This is a genomic window from Janthinobacterium silvisoli, assembly GCF_014200725.1.
Taxonomy (GTDB): domain Bacteria; phylum Pseudomonadota; class Gammaproteobacteria; order Burkholderiales; family Burkholderiaceae_D; genus Janthinobacterium.
Window position 1 is genome coordinate 1,769,869 of record NZ_JACHCL010000001.1, and the last position, 21,470, is coordinate 1,791,338.

Consider the following 21,470-nt stretch of genomic DNA (forward strand, 5'->3'; position numbering starts at 1 on the left):
TCTGGCGAAGCACGGCATCACCCTGTCCTTCATTGCAGTTGAAAAAAATATCCTGTCCCGGGAGGACGGATATCGCCAGATGATGTGTCATTCAGCGATAACGCGCACCCAGAACAGGCTTACCCCGAGCATTTTGCTCAATCGTCGTTAAACCTGGAGAACCATCTGATGAAGCAACATTTCAAAAAATTAGCCGTTTGCGTGGCAAGCGCCGCAGTACTTACCGCATGTGGCGGCAGCAACGATCCGGCCGGCAGCAGCAGCCAGCTGGCGGCCAGCGTGGTCGCCGTCAGCGGCCCGATCAACCATGACGCCTTCTTCCCTGCCGCGACGCTGCAGTTCCTGAAGGATAAAACAGGCCTGGACGGCGAACAGTGGGACAACATCATGCGCCTGGTCAACAAACCCGAGCAGGATACGGTCGACTGGAACAAGTTCTATGGCTATTGCGAAAACATCAATGACGACCGCGGTTACACCATCGGTATTTTCGGCGCCACCACCGGCGGTTCGAACGATGGCCACCCCGATGGCCCGGCCTTGTTTACCGCCTTCGACGCCGCCAGCGGCGCGGCCACGCCTACCGTTGCGGGCGGCCTGGCGCGTGCCGGCGTGCATGGCGCCATGAACGGCAACATCCTGAAAATCACCGATAAAGCCAAAGCGTTTTGCAAACAGATCAATAGCCTGCAAAGCAATCCAGCCTGGCAAGACGCCATGTGGAAAACCTTCTACAGCGTCTACATCCAGTACGCTGTCCAGCAAGCTGGCCAACGTGGTTTTGCCAGTGCGCTGACCATCGGTTCCTTTATCGACACCGCCTTGAACCAGGGCGCCGATGGCGGCGTCAATACGCTCGAAGGCCTGTTGGCGCGCACCAGCGGCGCGGATGAAGCGTCGTTCCTGACGAATTTCTACGCCCAGCGCACGAAAGTCGTCGATACCAGCCAATTCAACCAGGCACCGAACGGCGCCAACCGCGTCAAACAGTGGAGCACCTTGAAAGACCAGGGCTACTTCACGCTGAAAAACGCAGACGATGCCGTGGCGAAAGCAACCACCTGGACCTTGAAATAAGCAATCCTGATCATTCATTGTTGATCACCTACCACGGCCAGCGGCCGTGGTACTCCCCCTGATACGACTGGCATCAACCGCCCCCTTCGATTTCCCCTGCGCACGACTGAAGAAAACTTGCTTGTCTGCAATTTTCAAGCTACGATCTGCAAATTAGTATCAATGGAAAATATTTATATTAAATTATTTTATTGGCAGCGTTTTCACCATCAAACTGTTCATCAGGGAAATATCCGTGCTTTCAACCAGAGATAGCGTGCTCAAGAAATGCGTGCTGGCCGCAACCATGTTGTTTGCTTGCGCGCCATACGCCCAGGCGCAATATGTCGGCGTCACTTTCGGTTTCAACTACACCTCGCAAACCGAAATCCTCGGCCCCGATACGGGTACCTACAACACACCGCTGTATAACCCGGACCCGAAAAATCCCGATGGCACCTGGGATGCCTGGGTGCGCGAACTGGGCGAAGCCGGCGTGGATTTTGTCGCCCCCAATGTGCGCGGCGCCTACCCCATCGCCAAGTGGAGTCCGGCAGGCATGGCGCCCATCGTCAAGGCATTGAACAAGACAGGGCTGGCGAGCCAGATCAAGATAGCGCTCTTCGATGACAACGCTGCCTCGTGGACAGCGCAATGGAACCAGGCCAAGCACAATTCCCTGCCCTTCGACATCGGCGACCCGGCCAACTGGACTTATATCTACGATACCAATTACAAGGTTTTCTTTGAAACCATTCCCGACGCCAACCGCTTCAAGATAGACGGCAGGCCAGTCATCATTATCTGGACGGGCAACAAGGCAACAGTCGCCAACGAGCAGGGCAATTACTCCGCCGCCATGCGCTATGTACGCCAAAAGTGCATGCAGGATTTTGGCTTCAATCCCTACATCATCGTCAACACGGATGCGCTGAAAAACGACACCACCTTGGCCGCCGTGGTCGATGCCGCGCAGGCCTGGTCGGGCGGTGGCACCTCGACCCTGACCGACTTCAACCGCACGAAAATCGGCGTAGCCTTCCCCGGCCTGTTCGCACCGACGTCGTCCACCTTCCGCGACCCGAACCATGGCCAGACCTTCGATACGGCATTAAAAAACACGGCCGATGCAGGCGCCCTGCTGACACTGGTCGAAGGCTTTACCGACTTCCTCGAAAACGCCTCGGTGTTCCGCGTCCGCAACCTCGATGAACAAGGCCAGCCGCTGACTTATCAGCAAACCCTGTATGACTACCCCAACCAGCGCATCAACATCCTGCGCGCCCATAGCCGTCAGCCATTTAATGCCGACCTGAAATTTGCGGCAGCCGGCGCCGATTACTTTGGCGGCGCCAATGGCGGCAATGGCAAGACCAACTTCTACCGCAATGGCAACATCGCCATCGAACCGACCAGCGACACCGGCGGCGGCGTCAACGTCGGCTCCATGCAAAACGGCGAGTGGCTGGAATGGGAACATGTCCCCGTGAAAGCCAACTCCCACTTCCAGGTGCGCATCGCCACCCCAAGCGTTGGACGACAGATGCACTTCGTCATCGACGGCGTCGCACTAGCCCCGCAAACGCTACCGAGCACCGGCGGATGGCAGAGCTGGACAACCGTCGACTTCGGCTCCCTTGGGCTGAGCAGCGACTCTTACCATACCGTACGGATTGTTTTTGATAATGGAGGGGTTAACTTCAATTGGTGGAAGTCCTGAAGTAATGGACAGGCATGGGCGCGCAAGTCCATGCCTGTCATGCAATGAGAGGGTTAGCCCCAGACCAACCTTTGAACTTGAGCTTCTGATCTATCTGATTGACACTCCCATGACTGCGCATATAATAAAACTTATATAGGGGGAAATATCATGCTCACATTCAAAGTAACTACCGTAGGTGGCTCTGAAGGGCTGATCTTGAACAAGGAAGCAAAGCGCATCCTGAACGTGCAGAAAGGCGATACCCTGTATCTGACCGAGGCTCCCGACGGCGCCATGCGTCTTACCCCCTACAATCCTGAATTCGAGCGCCAGATGACCCTGGCAGAGGCTATCATGCACGACGACCGCGAGATCTTGCGGGCGCTGGCTAAATGAACTGGCAATGGGTGCAGCGAGATACCGTTTTTGCAGTCCACGACAAGCAGCTCGCAGTGCACGGTGGATTGGCCGGCATACGCGATCTCAACACCATAGAAGCGGCGCTCAACCGGGCACAAAACCTTGAAGCCTACGGCAATCCCGCCCCCGATGTAGCCGACCTTGCAGCGGCCTACATCTATGCGATCGCCACCAGCCAGGGCTTCAGTAATGGCAACAAGCGTACAGCCTTGGTGATCGGCCGCCTGTTCCTTGCGATCAATGGACAGACACTGGCGTTCCGCCAGAACGATGCCATCCACTTCATGCTGGCAGTCGCCGCCGGCAATATGACAGAGCTGCAGGCGGCAGATTGGATACGGCAGCGCCTGGTCACAACCTAAAGCAAATAGAAAATGCCGTGTCTGGAAAAATTGTCGCGTGAATCAACTGGGGCAGTTACCCCCGGGGCATACCAGGCAGGCCCGGATATATAAAGCACTGAAGACAGCAACAGCGCTGCCCTCCATGCCCTAATCCCGCGTCAGCACTTCCAGCAATTCAATCTCAAACACCAGATTAGCATTCGGCGGTATCAAACCCACCTGGCGCTCGCCATACGCCAGCTGCGCCGGCACCCACAGCTTGCGCTTGCCGCCGACCTGCATGCCTTTCAAGCCGACAATCCAGCCCTGGATAACCTTGTTGTTGCTCAGCACGCACTGGAACGCGGCGCCGCGCTGGTGCGAGGAATCGAACTCGGTGCCGTCTTCCAGCCAGCCCCGGTAATGGGCCGTGATCAGCGCGCCGCGCTCGGCGGCCTTGCCGGTACCAACTACGATGTCTTCGATTGTCAGTTCTGTCGTCATGGTTTGTGTCTTCCTGTAAAAGTATGCCCGCAACGATAAGCTGGCGCCATGTAAAAAGCCCCGGCAATTATCTGACGGGGCTTTGTTGTTTGCAATTCATAGGCTGGCATTGCGATAACTTACGTAGATCAAATATCTACCCACTACTATCCTGCCATCTGGCGCTATTCGAAGGCAAAGCCATTCACGAATGCACCATCCTGATAAATAATTCTTTCATTCAAAACCATGACGGTGTGGCCCTGCAAGCCGACATAACCGCCCAAACGGTTTTTTGCGTTATATTCGTAGAAGGAGCACCAGCCAAACACCGGTGTTCCCAAGCCTTTCTTTTTGCCGCATTTCACTGGCTCTGACACGACGAATTGGGTCACACTGGCCGGATCATACAAGTTACGCTCAAAACTACGACGCAGGAGTTGCTCGATATTTGCTGGCTTCTTGCCGAAATCCCCTGCAGCCATTTGTGCTGGAGATGGATCAGGCGACAGACTTTGGCAGCCCGAGAGCACGATCACAGCAATAAAAGCACCCAAATATTTCATCATTTTTTACCTTTCACCGTCAAGAGAAACCTATGGCAACATTTTAGGAGATTTCTTATTTTAGATGTGGAATTTGCTTTATAAAAATAACAAAAAAGCCCCGGCAGTTACCCGCCAGGGCTTTCACTTTACTGCTCAAAATTCTGGTGGGCCTCCCGTGAGTCGAACACGGCACCAACGGATTATGAGTCCGCTGCTCTAACCAAGCATGAGCTAGAGGCCCGGGGTATTGCTGGCGTGAGATGGTCTTGCACCCCTCTCGCGCTGCCGTTTTGGAAACGGACACGCGAGGATAGGGGTATCAGCGCCGCACGTCAAGCCCTATTGGCTTCTAGTTGCCTTCCAAGAAGCTTTTCAGCTTGTCGGAACGCGATGGGTGGCGCAATTTACGCAGCGCTTTCGCCTCGATCTGGCGGATGCGTTCGCGCGTCACGTCGAATTGCTTGCCCACTTCTTCCAAGGTGTGGTCGGTGGACATTTCGATGCCGAAACGCATGCGCAGCACTTTGGCTTCGCGGGGCGTCAGGGAATCGAGCACGTCCTTGACCACGCCGCGCATGGAAGCATGCAAGGCTGCGTCGGCGGGCGCCAGGGTGTTGTTGTCTTCGATGAAGTCGCCAAGGTGGGAGTCGTCGTCGTCGCCGATCGGTGTTTCCATCGAGATCGGTTCCTTGGCGATTTTCATGATCTTGCGGATCTTGTCCTCGGGCATTTCCATCTTGATCGCCAGGGTGGCCGGATCGGGTTCTGCGCCGGTTTCCTGGAGGATCTGGCGAGAAATCCGGTTCATCTTGTTGATCGTCTCTATCATGTGCACGGGAATGCGTATCGTGCGTGCCTGGTCGGCGATAGAGCGCGTGATGGCCTGGCGTATCCACCAGGTGGCGTAGGTGGAAAACTTGTAGCCGCGGCGGTACTCAAACTTGTCGACGGCTTTCATCAGGCCGATATTGCCTTCCTGGATCAGGTCGAGGAATTGCAGACCGCGGTTCGTGTATTTCTTGGCGATCGAAATCACCAGGCGCAAGTTGGCCTCGGTCATTTCACGCTTGGCCTTGCGCGCCTTCATTTCACCAGCCGCCATTTGACGGTTGATGTTGCGCAAGTCCGGCAGCGGCAAGACGACGCGCGCCTGCAGGTCGATCAGGCGTTGCTGCAGTTCCTTGACGGTCGGAATGTTGCGGCCCAGGATGGCGCTGTAGGCGTGGCCTGCGTTGACTTCGCCATCGACCCAGTCGAGGTTGGTTTCATTGCCGGGGAAGACCTTGATGAAGTGAGCGCGCGGCATGCCGCAGCGGTTCACGGCCACGTCGAGGATTTGTTTCTCGATATGGCGCACTTCATCGACCTGGCCGCGCAGGGTGTCGCATAGTTTCTCCACGACCTTGGCCGTGAAGCGGATACCCAGCAGTTCTTGCGAAATGGCTTCCTGCGCCTTGGCGTACGGCTTGGAGTTGTAGCCTTCTTTTTCAAAGGCGCGGCGCATCTTGTCGAATTGCAGGGAAATCACGGCAAATTTTTCCAGCGCCGTGCGTTTCAAGGTTTCCAGCTGCTCGGCCGAGAAGCCAGCTGCACCAGAGGCGCTGGCTTCTTCCTCTTCTTCCTCTTCCTCTTCTTCCTCGTCGCTTTCTTCTTCGTCTTCTTCGACGGGAGCGGAGGCGACAGGGGCGGCGACCGGTTCGTTTTCATCGACCAGACCGTCGACGATTTCATCGATCTTGATCTCTTCGTTGGAGATGCGGTCGGCGGCGGCGATGATTTCGGCGATCGTCACGGGGCAGGCGGAAATCGCCTGGATCATGTCTTTCAAGCCATCTTCGATGCGCTTGGCAATCTCGATCTCGCCTTCGCGGGTCAGCAGCTCAACCGAGCCCATCTCGCGCATATACATGCGCACGGGGTCGGTGGTGCGGCCGAAATCGGAGTCGACGGTCGATAGCGCAGCCTCGGCCGCAGCTTCCGCCTCGTCGTCGCTGGTGACGACGGCGACGTTATCGGACAGCAACAGAGTTTCGGCGTCCGGCGCGTGCTCGTAGACGGCGATGCCCATGTCGTTGAAGGTGCCGATAATGCCTTCGATGGCTTCCGGATCGACTATATTTTCGGGCAGGTGATCATTGATTTCGGCGTAAGTCAGGAAACCGCGTTCCTTGCCGAACTTGATCAGGGTCTTGAGTTTCTGGCGCCTGCGTTCGAGTTCTTCCTCGCTCGCTTCCGTATCGGATGAAAACGCGTCTTTCAGCAGCGCGCGCTCTTTCGCCTTGCGGTCCTTGGCCTTGGCCTTGTCGACGGCCTTCAGCTCGGCCCGCTCGACGGCGTTCAGCGCGGCGACTTCGTCATTTTCTGGCTGGAATTCTTTGGGCTTTCGGCCACGGCGGCCCGGCACTTTTACCGACGGCAAGACATAACCAGAGGTATCGATGGCAGCCAGGGTGGCGGCATCGGTGGTCTGGCTGACCGCTGGCGGCGCGCTGGTAACGCGTGCTTCTGGCCGGTCGAGCGCCTTTTCGGCTTTCGTGGTAACTTTAGTGGGCTTTACAGCCGCTTTGGATTCGGGTTTCTTGATTGGCACAGGCGCTTTCGATTACACAACGACTTGCTTTACGGTGGATTAGGATAAAGTTTGCTGCCGGTTCCCTGTCTACCTGCGGGAACCACCATCTTCGAACCTGTCGACGACCCAGGTCCGACACTGTTACGTTACTTACACCTCATCGGCCACGATCTGCGGGAACCGCAGCCATTCCTGTCCACCGGCTGTCACCAGCCGAAGCGGCAGAAATTTCTGCATCCGACCATGTAGGGAGCGAGAGCCTGGCGCGGTTTGCCTGCGGTGCGAACCCTGCCGCAACACCGAAAAACGCCAGTTGGCCCCGGCTGCCGACACAATCTACCGCGCCGATCAAGAGCCTAACTTACTGAAAACAAATACTATTTACGAAACAGAACTAGCTTGCCAAAGCACACAATACTTAGCATTTAATTATAGCACGCGAAAAATCTTTTTCCAGTCCGCGCCCACCCAGCAGCAAGATTAGCGATTCACCAACTCGGCATCGCGCTGGCGTTCCAGCTCTCCCTGCTCCTGCATGATTTCGCGGTAGCGTACACCAATTTTATCGGATGGCAAACCCGACGCAAACAATTGTTCCAGCTCGGCCTTCAAAGCGTTCAATTTGATCTCGCGTATCGTGCTAACCAGCCATGATAATTCACTGTCGTAATCGGACTCGCTGCCAGCCGCAATCTCGCCGATGATCTCATCATACTCGCTGCCAAATTCCTTCAATTGCTGGGCCAGCGCGGCAAAGCTGCCATGCTCGCCCAAGGCCTGGCCAGCCGCCACCAGCTGGCCCAGGCTTTGCGCCGCATCCGGGCCCAAGTGCTGGAAGGCCGCCAGCGCCGCCGCATCGACATACAAGGTCAAGGGCGGATGCGCCACCAGCATGCGCGTGATCTTCAATTCCAGCCCCACCGGCACCGGACGGCCCGACTTGGGTGGCGCGCGGTGTGCCACGGAAACAGGTTTCGCCAGTTCAAACAAACCCTCGATTTCGGCCGGCGTCGATTGCGTCAGCTGCGCCAGTCCGCGCACGATCTGCAGCCGTAGGGACGACGGCGCCATCAGTTGCAGCAAAGGCTTGGCGTCGAACTGCACGCGCGCACGCCCTTCCGGCTCGGAAAGATCATGCTCGCCCGACACTTCTTTTAGCAGGAATTGCGACAGCGGCATGGCTTCGTGCACTTGCTGCTCGAAACCTTCGGCGCCGAATTCACGGATATAACTGTCCGGGTCATGCTCGGACGGCAAGAACAGGAATTTAATGGTTTTATTGTCCGACACGTGGGCCAGGCTTGCTTCCAGCGCGCGGCGCGCGGCACGGCGGCCGGCCTTGTCGCCATCGAAACTGAAGATCACGTTATCGGTCTGGCGCAGCAGTTTTTGCACGTGGGTGGGCGTACACGCCGTGCCCAGCGTGGCCACTGCCTGCGGGAAACCCATCTGCGCCAGGGCGACCACATCCATATAGCCTTCCGTCACCAGCACATATCCGGCGTCGCGGATGGCCTGGCGCGCCTCGAACAAGCCATACAGCTCGAAACCCTTGGAAAACAGCGGTGTTTCAGGCGAGTTCAGGTATTTCGGTTCGCCATGGTCCAGCACGCGGCCGCCAAAGGCGATTACTTGCCCCTTGGTATTGCGGATCGGGAACATGATGCGCTCGCGGAAACGGTCGTAGCGCTTGCGGTTATTGCCGTCTTCATCGACCTTGTCGATCACCAGGCCGGCTTCGACCAGGGCCAGCACTTCGTAATCGGGGAATACGGAACGGAGGTTATCCCAGCCGCCAGGCGCGTAGCCCATGCCGAAACGGGCGGCAATTTCACCCGTCAAACCACGGTTTTTCAGGTAGGCGATGGCGTCGGGCGCGTGGCGCAGCTGGCCGCGATAATAATCGCAGGCTTGCGTCATGGCGTCGGACAAGGCCAGGCTTTGCGCCTGGATTTGCGCGCGCTGGGCCGGCGGGATCTTGTCATCGGCTTCCGGCACCACCATGCCCACGCCTTGCGCCAGATCCTTGACGGCATCGACAAAGCCCATGCCCGAATACTCGATCAGGAAACCGATGGACGTGCCATGCGCACCGCAGCCGAAGCAATGGTAAAACTGCTTGGTGGGGCTGACGGTAAAGCTGGGCGACTTTTCACTGTGGAACGGGCACAAGCCCATGAAATTCGCGCCACCTTTTTTCAGCTGCACATAGCGCCCCACGATGTCGACGATATCGACACGGTTGAGCAAATCGGAAATGAAAGATTGAGGTATCACTGGGCTGGGGCGGTGTTGTTATAGGTCAGACTATACTACCGCACGCTGCCTGAGGTTGAGCCAGGTCAACGTGTGGGCTGTTGAGCGGCTGCCAGCATCGAAGCTGGCAACCGTAACTACTATTTTGGGGCTTAGGCGGCTGGCGTCAAGGCCTTCTTGATCAAACCGGATACGACGGCCATATCGGCGCGGCCAGCCAGCTTCGGCTTGATGATGGCCATGACCTTGCCCATGTCTTGCGGACCAGCGGCGCCCGAGGCGGCCACGGCGGCAGCCACTTCAGCGGCAACTTCTGCATCCGACAGGGCCGCAGGCATGTAGCCAGCCAGGTGCACCAGCTCGGCTTTTTCGATGTCAGCCAGGTCGGCGCGGCCACCAGCCTCGAATTGGGTGATCGAATCCTTGCGCTGCTTGATCATTTTTTCCACGATCGCCTGGGTTTGCTCATCGTTCAGTTCGATGCGCTCATCGACTTCCTTGCGCTTGATTTCAGCCAGCAAGAGGCGAATCGTGCCCAGCTTGCCCGCTTCCTTGGCACGCATGGCGTTCTTCATGTCTTCGGTAATTTGTGCTTTCAAGCTCATGGCATTCCTCGTTGGTAAGGTGATAGTGGGACTACTATACAAGCAGCCCAGAAAAACGAAAACCCGCTGCGGCGAACCGGAGCGGGTATGCGACTCATCTGAAGCAGAAGCTCAGGCGAATCAAAACTGAACCCGTGGCGAACAATGCGCCGTATTACCCGGGTTGGTTCTGACTGAACAGTCTTAGAATAATTTTTTAGGCAGTTGTTGGCTGCGGATGCGTTTGTAGTGACGCTTCACTGCAGCTGCCAGCTTGCGCTTACGCTCAGCCGTTGGTTTTTCGTAGAATTCGCGAGCGCGCAATTCGGTCAGCAGACCAGTTTTTTCGATGGTGCGTTTGAAGCGACGCATTGCGACTTCGAACGGCTCGTTTTCTTTAAGGCGAATAGTGGTCATGTAAAATTCAAACCGTTGAGGTGGTGTATAGGAAGAGATAGATAGTAGCAGCTTTTATTCGAAAAAGGAAGCCCCTGCCCATTTGCGTGCGGCATGCAGCCTGAGAAGCTTGCCAAAATGTGGTGTAAACCACGCATCAAGACGTGCATCAACACCATCGGCAAGAACTGGCGCGCTGCGGCGCCAGCCCCATTCTACACAGGAGGTTTACTGCAGCGCAACTCCTGCCGCCATGCCCGAAGCCCAGGCCCACTGGAAGTTGTAGCCACCCAGCCAACCCGTCACATCGACCGATTCACCGATGAAGTACAGGCCCGGCACTTTATTGGCCATCATGGTCTGCTGCGACAGTTCGCGCGTATCGATGCCGCCGCGCGTGACTTCCGCTTTGCGGTAGCCTTCGGAGCCGTTCGGCACGATGGACCACGCATTGATCGCCTGCCCCAGCTTGCGCAGTTGCGCATCAGGCAAGTCGGCAATGCGTGCATCGGCCGCCAGGCCGTTCACAGCGAGCAGGCAGTCGGCCAGGCGCTGCGGCAGCCATAACGCCACCAGGTTGCCCAATTGCTTTTTCAGGGTGCCCTTGCCTTCGATCAAGGTTTGCGCCACATCGACCTCTGGCAACAAATTAATGACGATAGGCGTGCCCGGCTGCCAGAAACTGGAAATTTGCAGGATCGCCGGGCCCGACAGGCCGCGATGCGTAAATAACAAGTCTTCGCGGAAACGCCCGCCTGTCGCCTTGCGGCCTTTCAGGCTGCCCGTCTCCACGTCCACTTCCAGGGCGATGCCCGACAATTCGGCGAATGGCGCCCAGCTGGCCGGGTCAAACGTCAGCGGCACCAGGGCCGGGCGAGGCTCGACCATCTGCAAATCGAATTGTTTGGCGATGCGGTAGGCAAAATCGGTGGCGCCGATCTTCGGAATCGACAGGCCGCCCGTGGCGATGACCACGCTGCCTGCTTCGATCTCGCCACTATCGGTCTGCAGCAGGAAACTGCCATCATCTTGTTTCACAACATTGTCGATTTTGCACGGCATGCGCCAGTGCACGCCGCCAGCAGCGCACTCGTCCTTGAGCATGTCGATGATCTGCTCGGCCGATTCATTGCAGAATTGCTGGCCCTTGTGCTTTTCGTGGTAGCCGATGCGGTGCTTTTTCACCAGCGCCAAAAAGTCTTGCGGCGTGTAGCGCGACAAGGCGCTCTTGCAGAAATGGGGGTTTTCAGACAAGAAATTTTGCGGTCCCGCCTGGGTGTTGGTGAAGTTACAACGACCGCCACCCGAGATGCGGATTTTTTCGGCCAGCTTGGCCGCGTGATCGATCAATACCACGCGCTTGCCCTGCTGGGCGGCCACGGCCGCACACATCATGCCGGCCGCGCCCGCGCCGATCACTGCCACATCAAATTGTTTTGCCATAAGAATTCCGGTCACGCCTGATTACAAAGACGCCATTGTAAACGGACATGCCCTTTATCCACTGACCTTCGCTGCCTGCAGGCATTGCTCCACCTGTTCGGCGATCGATGCCGGCACACGGATATCACCGCGCAGCACGCTAGATATCCAGTGGGCGGTGGTAGCCGCGTCGCGTTCGGCTGGCAAGTGCGGCAATTGTTCTACCTGCAATTGCTTCTCGACCAACACGGTGCGCTGATGGCCATGAAACCAGTCGATCTGCTGCGCTTTGTTGGCATTGGCCACCGTTTCACCTTCCGTGCCGCGCATCAAAAAGGCCCCGCCCCGCTCGACTGGCGCGGCCGTGGTGAAATACTCGCCCAGCATTTCCAGGTATTCCGGGTGCGTATAGGACACCAGGCGCAGGGCCGGACCGGCAAACGGCTGCATGATTTTCACCAGGGTATGGGTGGAATTGCGCACTCCCAAGACCCTGCGCAGCGACAGCAGATGCGCCATCTGCGGCGCCAGCGCTTCGATGGGCAGGAAAGCCACCTCACCACGGAGCATGGCCGCTTCCGCCTCGGCGTGACTGGCGCAGGCGGGTACACCGAGTTCAGCCAGCACTTCGGCGGTCGTGACGCGGCCCGGGTCGCTGCTGACGCCATGCACGAGCACGGGCGCACCGGCGCGGGCCAGCAGCAGCGCCAGCAAAGCCGTCAGATTGGCCATCTTGCGCGCACCGTTGTAGCTGGGAATCACGATGGGCAGATAGGCGCCGGCCGGCGCAGCCAGCGGCGCGAACGATGCCTCGGCCGCATCGAGGAAGCCGGCAATTTCATCGACGGACTCGCCCTTGATGCGCATGGAGAGCAAGATGCCGCCCAGTTCCAGGTCCGATACGCGCCCTTCGAGCATGGCGCGGTACAGGGCGCAGGCGTCATCGCGCGTCATGCTGCGGGCGCCATTCTTGCCGCGGCCTATCTCCTTGATGAAGCGGGCGGCTGGAAATGGCTCGCCAGCCACGTCGTGATGGGGTATGGATACAGTAGTCATGGCGCAAGCTTACACGGATTTTTCACTCGGGCGCCAGGCCCTCCGCCACACCAGGCAAAGATGCAACAGCCTGGCAGAAAAATATTTCCCTGCAGAATTGAATCCGGCTTGAATCCAGCTCAAGCACCCCTGCGTATAAGCCTGCAAGGGAGGAATCATCATGGAACACATCGCCAAACAGGAAACCGCCTTCGTCGGCATCGAAACAGGCAAATTACTGCTCAAGACCGTGCTGCTGTCCGGCGGCCAGGTGCTGTGCAAGGTGGTCGAAAACGACCTGGCCGGCTACCGCTGGCTGCGCAGCTGGCTGCAGCGCAACGATGTGCCCGTGATGGGTTTACGCGTCTGCATGCGTCTCGATGCGCCGTTCAGCGAGGCGCCCGCGCAAGGCCTGGCCGCCATGGGCATGCTGGTGTGCGACGCCCAGGGCGCGCCACTGTTGCAATTCGTGCACAAGTGCGGCCTGGACGAGGAAGCCGGGTACAGGGCGGTCGTACTGGCCCATTATTGCGAAGCAGCCCGCCCCGCCCCCTGGACACCTCCCTCGCCCGCCTATCTGGAACTGCGGTTGTGGCTGCGCCGCCTGCAAGCGATACAGCAGGTGCGCAAGCAGGAAGTGGCCCTGCTGGACGAGCATCTGCGCAATGGCCAGCAGGCGCTGCACCAGTTGCTGTGCCAGCAAATCACCTGCCTGGACGCGCAGATACAAGCCCATGAAGCCCTGATCATGGAACACGTACGGCGCCACCCGGGCATGCCCAAGCCGCCGGAACTGGCGGGCAGTCGCCGTAATATCGCACGCTACGCCTTCGGCCATGGCGTGAGCAGCGGCCGCTGAAAATCGCCACGATGGCAAGTCCGGTGCAATGCCGGGCCTGCCAGAAAAACAACTCAGCCATTCCGTTTTAGCCCGGTTTTAAGCACGCTCCCGCCGCCAGGCCGCATTTCCGCTACACTATTGCCTCTTAAGAACGCAATATCGAAAGCCGAGCCAGAATCATGAATACGCCAGACATCGAAAATATCAACGTCACCTCCTTCGCGCCGATGCCTACGCCGGCCGACCTGCACGCCAAACTGCCGCTGTCGGCCAGCGCGTTCGACACCGTCAACCGCGGCCGCGAAACGCTGCGCAACATCATCGACCGCAAAGACAAGCGTTTGTTCGTGGTCGTGGGCCCTTGCTCCATCCACGACCCGGTCGCCGGCCTCGATTACGCGCGCCGCCTGAAAGCGCTGCAAGAGGAAGTCAAGGACACCATGCTGCTGGTGATGCGCGTGTATTTCGAAAAACCACGCACCACCACGGGCTGGAAAGGCTATATCAACGATCCGTACATGGATGACTCGTTCAAGGTCAACGAAGGCATGGAAAAAGCGCGCCAGTTCCTGCTGGACGTATGCGAACTGGGTTTGCCGACCGCCACCGAAGCGCTGGACCCGATCTCGCCGCAGTACCTGGGCGACCTGATCGCCTGGACCGCCATCGGCGCGCGCACCACCGAATCGCAAACCCACCGCGAAATGTCGTCGGGCCTGTCGACGCCGGTCGGCTTCAAGAACGGCACCGATGGCGACATCAGCATCGCCGTCAACGCCATCCTGTCGTCGGCGCACCCGCACTCCTTCCTGGGCATTAACAGCGAAGGCAATGTCGCCATCGTGCGCACGCGCGGCAACGCGTATGGCCACGTGGTACTGCGCGGCGGCGATGGCCGTCCGAACTACGATTCGGTCTCGGTAGCAATCGCCGAACAGGCGCTGGCCAAGGCCAAGCTGCCAGCCAACCTGGTAGTCGACTGCTCGCACGCCAATAGCTACAAGAAACCGGAACTACAACCGCTGGTAATGGCCGACGTGATCAACCAGATCCGCCAGGGCAACCGCTCGCTGGTCGGCGTGATGATCGAATCGAACATCGTCGGCGGCAACCAGAAGATCCCGCAAGACCTGTCGCAACTGACCTACGGCTGCTCCGTCACCGACGGCTGCATCGACTGGGATACGACAGAGACGATGCTGCGCGATGCGCACGCTCATTTATTGAACCGCCCGGCTTAAGGCCTGCGGCTCTACCAGGAACGGCGCCTTGTGCGCCGTTTTTTTTGCTTGCTGGCTTTATCCCACCATCTGCACATGCGGCAGCACCGCGTAAGAGCCGGCCAGCGCCTGCTCGGCCTTGCTGGCCGGGGTATTCAATTCATTTAAATCCAGGTAGACGCGGCCATCGAGGATGCGCACCTTGTACAGGCGCGCCATGCCGGTCATGGGCGATACCAGGCAGCCGGCATCGAGATCAATGACCCAGCTTTCCTGCGGTCCCACCAGGCTTGTGCCGCGCAGCTCCCCGTGCGCCAGCGGGCCACCCAGGCAAGGCAGCATGTCGAGCAGTGCATACACTGTATCGTCGGCCCCATGAAACACGGCCACGCCCGGCAAATCCTGCCAGGCCAGGCCCCGCTGCACCATGCGCACGCCAGCCTGCGGCAGTTCCTTCAGGCGGCAGATCATTTTCCATTGTTCGGACATCGCAAGCTCCCCAAGAAAGGTATCCCCTTATCCAAGCAAAAGTGGTGCCAGTGGAAAAAATACGGGCTGCAAGAGCGCCACGGCTACATAAAACGGCTTGCTGCCGCACTGCGCAAGTGCACACTGCCGCCGAAATGGTGCGCCGGCCGCACGGTGGGCGGGCCGGCTTTCCTTTACAATGTCGGATTACTCCCCCCTTACCTAGCACCTTCATGATTGTTCTTGGCGTCGAATCCTCCTGTGACGAAACCGGCCTGGCCCTGTACGACACGCAACGCGGCCTGCTGTCGCACGCCCTTTATTCGCAAGTGGCCATGCACGAGCAGTATGGCGGCGTGGTGCCGGAACTGGCGTCGCGCGACCATATCCGCCGCGCCATTCCCCTGCTCGAAGAAGCGCTGGGCAAGGCCGACATCGCCCTGGCCGACATCGACGCCATCGCCTACACGCAAGGCCCCGGCCTGGCTGGCGCGCTGCTGGTCGGCTCGTCCGTCGCCTGCAGCCTGGGCCTGGCCATCAACAAGCCGGTGCTGGGCATCCACCACCTGGAAGGCCATTTGCTGTCGCCTTTGCTGGCGTCCGAACCGCCCGAATTCCCGTTTATCGCGCTGCTGGTCTCGGGCGGCCACACGCAGCTGATGCGCGTCGACGGCGTGGGCCAGTACACCCTGCTGGGCGAAACGCTGGACGACGCGGCCGGCGAAGCGTTCGACAAATCGGCCAAGCTGCTGGGCCTGGGCTATCCGGGCGGCCCCGCCATTTCGCGCCTGGCCGAATTTGGCGACCCGCTGGCCTACAAGCTGCCGCGCCCGATGATGCACTCGAAGGATTTCAACTTCAGCTTTTCCGGCTTGAAGACGGCCGTGCTGACGGTGGTGAAAAACCATGAAGAAAAAGTCATCGCCAATATCTGCGAGCAGGACAAGGCCAATATTGCGCGCGGTTTCGTCGACGCCATCGTTGAAGTGCTGACGGCCAAATGCGTGTCGGCCCTGAAGCATACGGGCTTGAAACGGCTGGTGATTGCCGGCGGCGTGGGCGCCAACGCGCAGCTGCGCGCCTCGCTCAACGCGGCGGCCGCCAAGAAACGCTTCAAGGTGTATTACCCGGAGCTGGAATTCTGTACCGACAATGGCGCCATGATCGCCTTTGCCGGCGCCATGCGTTTGCAGATCAACCCGGACGCGGCCAAGTACGATTACTCGTTCAATGTGCGGCCGCGCTGGCCGCTCGATGACATCCGCGAGATCTGATCACTCCAGCAGAAAATTGCGCGTGCCCGCCAGGGCCGCGCCCTCTGTCACCGTTTCATCCTTCAGCGCCACGCCGGACAACTGCCGGCTGAACGCCTGCGACAACAGATAATGCAGGCGGTACGCGGCTTGTCCATACGGCAGCCCCTCGGGGCGTACGTTGGAAATGCAGTTGCGGCTATCGTCGCGCAAACCCACTGCCGGCGCCCACGTCAGATACAGGCCCAGGCTGTCCGGCACACTCAGGCCGGGCCGCTCGCCTATCATCACCAGCACGGCGCGCGCCTTCAGCAAGGCGCCCACTTCATCGCCGACCGCCACCCGCCCCTGCTGCACGATCATCAGCGGAGTCACCGTCCACGTTTCCAGCGCCAGCCTGGCGCGCAGGGCAGCCAGGAAAGGAGCAACATGCCGCTGCACGGCCAGCGCCGACAGGCCATCGGCCGCCACCAGCGCCAGGTCCGCACCGGCCGGCATACTGGCTAACTGCGTGCGCGAAGCCTGATCGAGCCGGCGTCCCAGGTCGGGGCGCTGCAGATATTCGCTGCGGCTGGCCGCCGCGCTATGCAGCAGCAGACCGGTGTGGCCATCGAAACAGCAAGCTTGCGCCAGCGCCACGCCGTCGAGTGCCAGCTGCACGGCGTCGCGCGCCTGGGCGTGGGCCAGTTGAAACGCCAGGTGCGCGGCAGTGGGCGTGCTCACGCCGCTGCGCCCTTGTCCGATGCGCGCCGGCGTATGGCGGCGCAAGGTTTGCCATGGGTCGTGCCTGTTCATGGTCTGCCCTTGCCATCGAGGCGCAGCAGCGCCGCCTGGAAGGCTGGCGCCAGCGTCCCGCTCAGGCGGCCCTGGATATCCGTAATCGCCATGGTCTGCAGCCAGGCTTCGAATTCGGGCGCGGCGCGCAAGCCCAATACGCGGCGCGCATACAGCGCATCGTGAAAGGAAGTGCTCTGGTAGCCCAGCATGATGTCGTCGGCGCCGGGTACGCCCATGATGAAATTGCAGCCGGCCACGCACAGCATGGTCAGCAAGGCGTCCATATCATCCTGGTCCGCCTCCGCGTGGTTGGTGTAGCAGACGTCGCAGCCCATGGGCAGGCCCAGCAGCTTGGCGCAGAAATGGTCTTCCAGTCCCGCGCGCATGATCTGCTTGCCGTCATACAGATATTCGGGACCGATAAAACCCACTACCGAGTTGACCAGCAGCGGCTGGAAAGCGCGCGCCACTGCATACGCGCGCGCCTCGCAAGTCTGCTGGTCCATGCCCGCATGGGCGCCCGCCGACAGCGCACTGCCCTGGCCAGTCTCGAAATACATGACGTTGCTGCCCACCGTGCCGCGCCCCAGCGACAGGGCCGCCGCCCGCGCCTCGGCTAGCAGCGCCAGGTCGATGCCGAAACTGCGGTTGGCAGCTTCGGTGCCGGCCACGGACTGGAATACCAGGTCGACCGGTGCGCCGCGCCGTATCGCTTCGAGGGTATTGCTGACATGCGTGAGCACGCACGCTTGCGTGGGTATCTGGTACTGGCTGATGACGGCGTCGAGCAAATGCAGCAGCGAGACCACTTGCGCCACGTTGTCGGTGGCGGGATTGATGCCGATCACGGCGTCGCCACTGCCATACATCAGGCCATCGAGCATGGAAGCGGCGATACCGGTGGCGTCATCGGTGGGGTGATTCGGCTGCAGCCGCGTGGCCAGCCGGTTTTCCAGGCCCAGGGTATTGCGGAAGGCCGTGACGACGCGGCACTTTTTTGCCACCAGCACCAGGTCTTGCAGGCGCATCAGCTTGGACACGGCCGCCGCCATTTCTGGCGTGATGCCGGGAGCCACAGCCGCCAGCGTGGGCGTGTCGGCCGCATCGCTGAGCAGCCAATCCCGGAACTCGCCCACGCACAGCGTCGCAATCGGCGCAAAGGCGTTCCGGTCATGCGTGTCGATGATCAAACGCGTGACTTCGTCGCTTTCATAGGGCACCAGCACTTCATTGAGAAATAGCGGCAGCGGCACCTCGGCCAGCGCCATTTGCGCAGCCACCCTTTCCTGCGCGCTGGCTGCCGCCACACCGGCCAGCACATCGCCGGAGCGCAGCGGCGTGGCCCTGGCCAGCAAATCTTTCAAGCTGCCGAACTGGTAAGTGTGGCTGGCGATAGTGTGACTGAATCGGGGCATGGGCGTCTCCAGTAGCCCCATACTACACCAGCTTACAGGCTGCGCAGCGCCCCTTCCAGTTGCGGATACTGGAAGACAAAACCGTCAGCCAGCAGCCGCTGCGGCACCACGCGCTGGCCTTCGACCAGCAAGTCGGCCTGCTCGCCCAGCAAGCCCCGCATGACAAACGCCGGTGTGGGCATGAACGATGGCCGGTGCAGCACCTGGCCTGCCACCTGCGCGAAGCGGCGCTGCCGGACCGCTTCCGGCGCGCAGAAGTTATAGGCCCCATCCACAGCAGTTTGTTCGCTGCGCAGCGCCAGGTGAGCGATGCCCCGCAGCACATCGTGCACATGCACCCAAGACATCCATTGCAGACCGCTGCCCAGCGGGCCGCCCATACCGAGTTTGATCGGCAACAGCATTTGCGGCAGCGAGCCCTGGCGGCCAAAGACCAGGCCAAAACGCATGCGGGCCACTTGCACGCCAAATTTTTCCGCCTCGCGCGCAGCCGCTTCCCATTCGGTGCACAGCTGCGACATGAAGATGGACTGCGGTGCGCTGTCTTCGTCCAATTCCCGGTCGTCACCCTGCGGCTGCACGCCGTAATAACCGATGGCCGAGGCCGACAGCAGCACCCTCGGTTTGTGCTGCGCGCGGGCGATCCACGCCACCAGTTCCTGCGTCAGGGCCACCCGGCTACGGCGCAAGGCCGCCTTGCGCGCTTGCGTCCAGCGCCAGCCGACAATGCGCGCACCGGCCAGGTTGATCACCATATCGATGCGCTGGGCATCCCCCAATTCATCGACAGACTCGATGCAGCGTACCCTGCCATCGAACAGCCATGCCGATGCTTTCGGCTGACGCGTCAAGACTGTCAGCAGATGGCCATGGGCCAGCAAGGCGGCCACCAGCTGCTGGCCGATGAAACCGGTGGCGCCCGTCACCAGCACCGTTTGCGGTCTGCTGCCAAAGCTCAGCAGCTCAGCTTTTTCCTGCTCGCGGCTGCGCAACTGCCAGGCCGCGTAGGCATCGCGCAGGCCGGACAAGCCCACGCCTATGCCGCACAATGCCAAAAAGACGCTGAGCCATCCCTGTGGTTGCCATACCAGGGCAGTCGGCAAGCTGGCCCAGTCGCTGCTATTCAGGGCCAGCAAGGCGATGAAGGCGCCGCCGTTCATCGCCAGCACCGTATGCGTGACGCGCTCGGTGGCGGGCAGCAAGCGCGTGCGGTCTTCCACCACAAAGTCCCACAGGGTCAACACGATTTCCACGCTGAAGATGGCGACCAGCGTCCAGGCCCAACCGCCGTGCCACTGCCAGGCGGACAAGCCGATAAACAGCGCGCTGTAGATCAGGGCGCGCACCGCGTGGATCGACAGCTCCAGCCGCGCCGAAGTTTTTTGCGGCAGCGCCTCGGTCAGCTCATGGTGGTACAAGGTATCGAAGGCGCCCAGGCAGCCTTGCGCCGCCATCAGTTGCAGGGCCAGCAAATGCGTATTCATGATTTTTCCTTCTCGTGTGCGGGGGCGGCGATTTCATGGAAGCGGCCCACCTGCAAAAAAGTCTTGCCAAACAGGGCGTGGCGTATCTCGATGCGGATATTGAACTGCTCGCGGTCATCGTTGCGGTGGCATAAAAAGGTTTTGCCGGGCGTTAGCAGGCCGGGCAGCGGCATGCGCCAGCCGAAGATATCCCAGAAATAACCATCGCTGGTGAAGTACAGATTGCCGCCATCGACATGCAGCCGCAGCTTCATGCCCAGGCCCATGCCCACGTATTCCAGCACTTCGCCGCGCTCGCTCTCGGCCATGTAGGAAGTAAAGCGGATAGGCTGGCGGCCATGCAGGCGGTAAGTGCGCTGCTTGAAGATGTGCGGGCAGCCGGGCTTGGAATAGACTTCGATATCGACGGGGAAGTCCGTATCGTCATACGGAATCAACGCGCCATCGATAAAGGGGCGCGTGATAAAACCGAGCAGCTTGCCCAGGCGCGAGCTGCGCAGCTGACTCAGTTCACCCTGGTAATACAAGGGCTGGCCCGGCGCAGGGTTTTTCTCGAAGCGGCGGCGGATATCAGGATGCAGCTTGCCCCATTCGGCCCCCATCACCTTCCGGAACAATTCTCCTTCAGAAGGGCCGTTCATGGCTTGCCCGGCTTTTTCGACTTGGCCGGCTTGTCGTCGGGACTGAGGAATTTGGCCACCTTGCCGCCCATGGACAGCATGCGCTGCAGGGTCGCGGGCGGCAGGTTTTTATAGTCGCTATAGGTGGCGCTGAGCATTTCCAGGAAAGCCAGCACCTCGCCCATGCGGACCAGGGTCTGCGGCGCAATCGCCGCATCGTGCTCGCCCTCGATCGCGCATTCGCGCAGCACCGACAGGGTGGGATCAATTTCGCGTCGCTTGCGCTCTTCCATGATGACCCTGAAGATTTCCCACACATCCTGCAGGGCAACGAAATGGTCGCGCCGGTCCCCCATCACATGCGTGATGCGGGCCAGGCCCCAGCTTTGCAATTCCTTCAGGCTGTTGCTGACGTTCGAGCGGGCCACATTCAAGGTCTCGGCGATGTCTTCAGCCGTCAAAGGCTCATTGGCCAGGAACAGCAGCGCGTGAATTTGCGACACCGTGCGGTTGACGCCCCAGCGGGTACCCATTTCACCCCAGTGGAGGATATATTTTTGCGTGGTCGGACTCAGTTCCATGACTTTCTCTTATT

Annotated in this window: 21 protein-coding genes and 1 tRNA gene; 7 read left to right on the forward strand and 15 right to left on the reverse strand. The window is 59.8% G+C overall.

Annotation, left to right across the window (positions count from 1 at the left end; all coding sequences use genetic code 11):
- Nucleotides 1-168: 168 nt before the first annotated feature.
- The 4 genes from HDE75_RS07950 (at nucleotide 169) to HDE75_RS07965 (ending at nucleotide 3,540) form a co-directional block, all read left to right on the forward strand.
- Complete coding sequence (locus HDE75_RS07950; protein WP_183675330.1) at nucleotides 169-1,077, forward strand: chitosanase; 909 nt, start codon at nucleotides 169-171, stop codon at nucleotides 1,075-1,077.
- Nucleotides 1,078-1,312: 235 nt separating this feature from the next.
- The gene (locus HDE75_RS07955; RefSeq protein WP_183675328.1) at nucleotides 1,313-2,776 is read left to right on the forward strand and encodes a DUF5010 domain-containing protein; all 1,464 of its coding nucleotides are present in this window, start codon (nucleotides 1,313-1,315) and stop codon (nucleotides 2,774-2,776) included.
- Nucleotides 2,777-2,926: 150 nt separating this feature from the next.
- Nucleotides 2,927-3,154, forward strand: coding sequence for an AbrB/MazE/SpoVT family DNA-binding domain-containing protein (locus tag HDE75_RS07960; RefSeq protein ID WP_183675326.1), 228 nt, complete (start codon nucleotides 2,927-2,929; stop codon nucleotides 3,152-3,154).
- Entirely contained in the window at nucleotides 3,151-3,540 is a 390-nt protein-coding gene (locus HDE75_RS07965; RefSeq protein ID WP_183675324.1) for a type II toxin-antitoxin system death-on-curing family toxin, read from the forward strand. The genes HDE75_RS07960 and HDE75_RS07965 overlap by 4 nt, the downstream gene beginning before the upstream one ends.
- Before the next feature lie 129 nt (nucleotides 3,541-3,669).
- Here HDE75_RS07965 and HDE75_RS07970 read toward each other — a convergent pair whose 3' ends face one another.
- The 9 genes from HDE75_RS07970 to ybiB all read right to left on the reverse strand — a co-directional run bounded on the left by HDE75_RS07970 (nucleotide 3,670) and on the right by ybiB (nucleotide 12,818).
- Complete coding sequence (locus tag HDE75_RS07970) at nucleotides 3,670-4,005, reverse strand: FKBP-type peptidyl-prolyl cis-trans isomerase (protein ID WP_183675322.1); 336 nt, start codon at nucleotides 4,003-4,005, stop codon at nucleotides 3,670-3,672.
- Nucleotides 4,006-4,169: 164 nt separating this feature from the next.
- A complete protein-coding gene (locus HDE75_RS07975) occupies nucleotides 4,170-4,553 on the reverse strand; it encodes a hypothetical protein (RefSeq protein ID WP_183675320.1) in 384 nt (127 codons plus the stop codon).
- 141 nt (nucleotides 4,554-4,694) lie between these two features.
- A tRNA-Ile gene (locus HDE75_RS07980) sits at nucleotides 4,695-4,773 on the reverse strand.
- A 108-nt stretch (nucleotides 4,774-4,881) separates the two neighbouring features.
- A complete protein-coding gene (gene rpoD / locus HDE75_RS07985) occupies nucleotides 4,882-7,122 on the reverse strand; it encodes an RNA polymerase sigma factor RpoD (RefSeq protein WP_183675318.1) in 2,241 nt (746 codons plus the stop codon).
- Between the two features lie 462 nt (nucleotides 7,123-7,584).
- On the reverse strand, nucleotides 7,585-9,381 hold the full coding sequence (dnaG, locus tag HDE75_RS07990; RefSeq protein ID WP_183675316.1) for a DNA primase: 1,797 nt from the start codon (nucleotides 9,379-9,381) through the stop codon (nucleotides 7,585-7,587).
- A gap of 131 nt (nucleotides 9,382-9,512) precedes the next feature.
- A complete protein-coding gene (locus HDE75_RS07995) occupies nucleotides 9,513-9,965 on the reverse strand; it encodes a GatB/YqeY domain-containing protein (RefSeq protein WP_183675314.1) in 453 nt (150 codons plus the stop codon).
- A gap of 183 nt (nucleotides 9,966-10,148) precedes the next feature.
- The gene (gene rpsU, locus HDE75_RS08000; RefSeq protein WP_008451879.1) at nucleotides 10,149-10,361 is read right to left on the reverse strand and encodes a 30S ribosomal protein S21; all 213 of its coding nucleotides are present in this window, start codon (nucleotides 10,359-10,361) and stop codon (nucleotides 10,149-10,151) included.
- 207 nt (nucleotides 10,362-10,568) lie between these two features.
- Nucleotides 10,569-11,783: a BaiN/RdsA family NAD(P)/FAD-dependent oxidoreductase gene (locus tag HDE75_RS08005; RefSeq protein ID WP_183675312.1), complete on the reverse strand. Its 1,215-nt coding sequence runs from the start codon at nucleotides 11,781-11,783 to the stop codon at nucleotides 10,569-10,571.
- A 54-nt stretch (nucleotides 11,784-11,837) separates the two neighbouring features.
- Nucleotides 11,838-12,818, reverse strand: a complete 981-nt coding sequence (ybiB, locus tag HDE75_RS08010) for a DNA-binding protein YbiB (RefSeq protein WP_183675310.1) — start codon at nucleotides 12,816-12,818, stop codon at nucleotides 11,838-11,840.
- Between the two features lie 160 nt (nucleotides 12,819-12,978).
- Here ybiB and HDE75_RS08015 point away from each other — a divergent pair, with 160 nt between their 5' ends.
- On the forward strand, nucleotides 12,979-13,656 hold the full coding sequence (locus HDE75_RS08015) for a hypothetical protein (protein ID WP_183675308.1): 678 nt from the start codon (nucleotides 12,979-12,981) through the stop codon (nucleotides 13,654-13,656).
- 161 nt (nucleotides 13,657-13,817) lie between these two features.
- On the forward strand, nucleotides 13,818-14,879 hold the full coding sequence (locus tag HDE75_RS08020) for a 3-deoxy-7-phosphoheptulonate synthase (RefSeq protein WP_183675306.1): 1,062 nt from the start codon (nucleotides 13,818-13,820) through the stop codon (nucleotides 14,877-14,879).
- 57 nt (nucleotides 14,880-14,936) lie between these two features.
- On the opposite strand, the gene HDE75_RS08025 is transcribed toward HDE75_RS08020, so the two are convergent.
- Nucleotides 14,937-15,347, reverse strand: a complete 411-nt coding sequence (locus HDE75_RS08025) for a Rieske (2Fe-2S) protein (protein ID WP_183675304.1) — start codon at nucleotides 15,345-15,347, stop codon at nucleotides 14,937-14,939.
- Between the two features lie 212 nt (nucleotides 15,348-15,559).
- On the opposite strand from HDE75_RS08025, the gene tsaD reads away from it, so the two are divergent.
- On the forward strand, nucleotides 15,560-16,600 hold the full coding sequence (gene tsaD / locus HDE75_RS08030) for a tRNA (adenosine(37)-N6)-threonylcarbamoyltransferase complex transferase subunit TsaD (RefSeq protein ID WP_183675302.1): 1,041 nt from the start codon (nucleotides 15,560-15,562) through the stop codon (nucleotides 16,598-16,600).
- Here tsaD and eutC read toward each other — a convergent pair whose 3' ends face one another.
- Genes eutC through HDE75_RS08055 form a run of 5 tightly spaced genes read right to left on the reverse strand, consistent with a single transcriptional unit; the run spans nucleotide 16,601 to nucleotide 21,456 of the window.
- Nucleotides 16,601-17,374, reverse strand: a complete 774-nt coding sequence (gene eutC / locus HDE75_RS08035) for an ethanolamine ammonia-lyase subunit EutC (protein ID WP_183675300.1) — start codon at nucleotides 17,372-17,374, stop codon at nucleotides 16,601-16,603.
- Nucleotides 17,371-18,771 (reverse strand): ethanolamine ammonia-lyase subunit EutB, encoded by a 1,401-nt coding sequence (locus tag HDE75_RS08040; RefSeq protein ID WP_183675298.1) that lies wholly within the window; start codon nucleotides 18,769-18,771, stop codon nucleotides 17,371-17,373. The genes eutC and HDE75_RS08040 overlap by 4 nt, the downstream gene beginning before the upstream one ends.
- Before the next feature lie 32 nt (nucleotides 18,772-18,803).
- On the reverse strand, nucleotides 18,804-20,255 hold the full coding sequence (locus HDE75_RS08045) for a TIGR01777 family oxidoreductase (protein WP_183675296.1): 1,452 nt from the start codon (nucleotides 20,253-20,255) through the stop codon (nucleotides 18,804-18,806).
- Nucleotides 20,252-20,896 (reverse strand): DUF4166 domain-containing protein, encoded by a 645-nt coding sequence (locus tag HDE75_RS08050; protein WP_183675294.1) that lies wholly within the window; start codon nucleotides 20,894-20,896, stop codon nucleotides 20,252-20,254. The genes HDE75_RS08045 and HDE75_RS08050 overlap by 4 nt, the downstream gene beginning before the upstream one ends.
- A complete protein-coding gene (locus HDE75_RS08055) occupies nucleotides 20,893-21,456 on the reverse strand; it encodes a GbsR/MarR family transcriptional regulator (RefSeq protein WP_183675293.1) in 564 nt (187 codons plus the stop codon). The genes HDE75_RS08050 and HDE75_RS08055 overlap by 4 nt, the downstream gene beginning before the upstream one ends.
- Nucleotides 21,457-21,470: the final 14 nt, after the last annotated feature.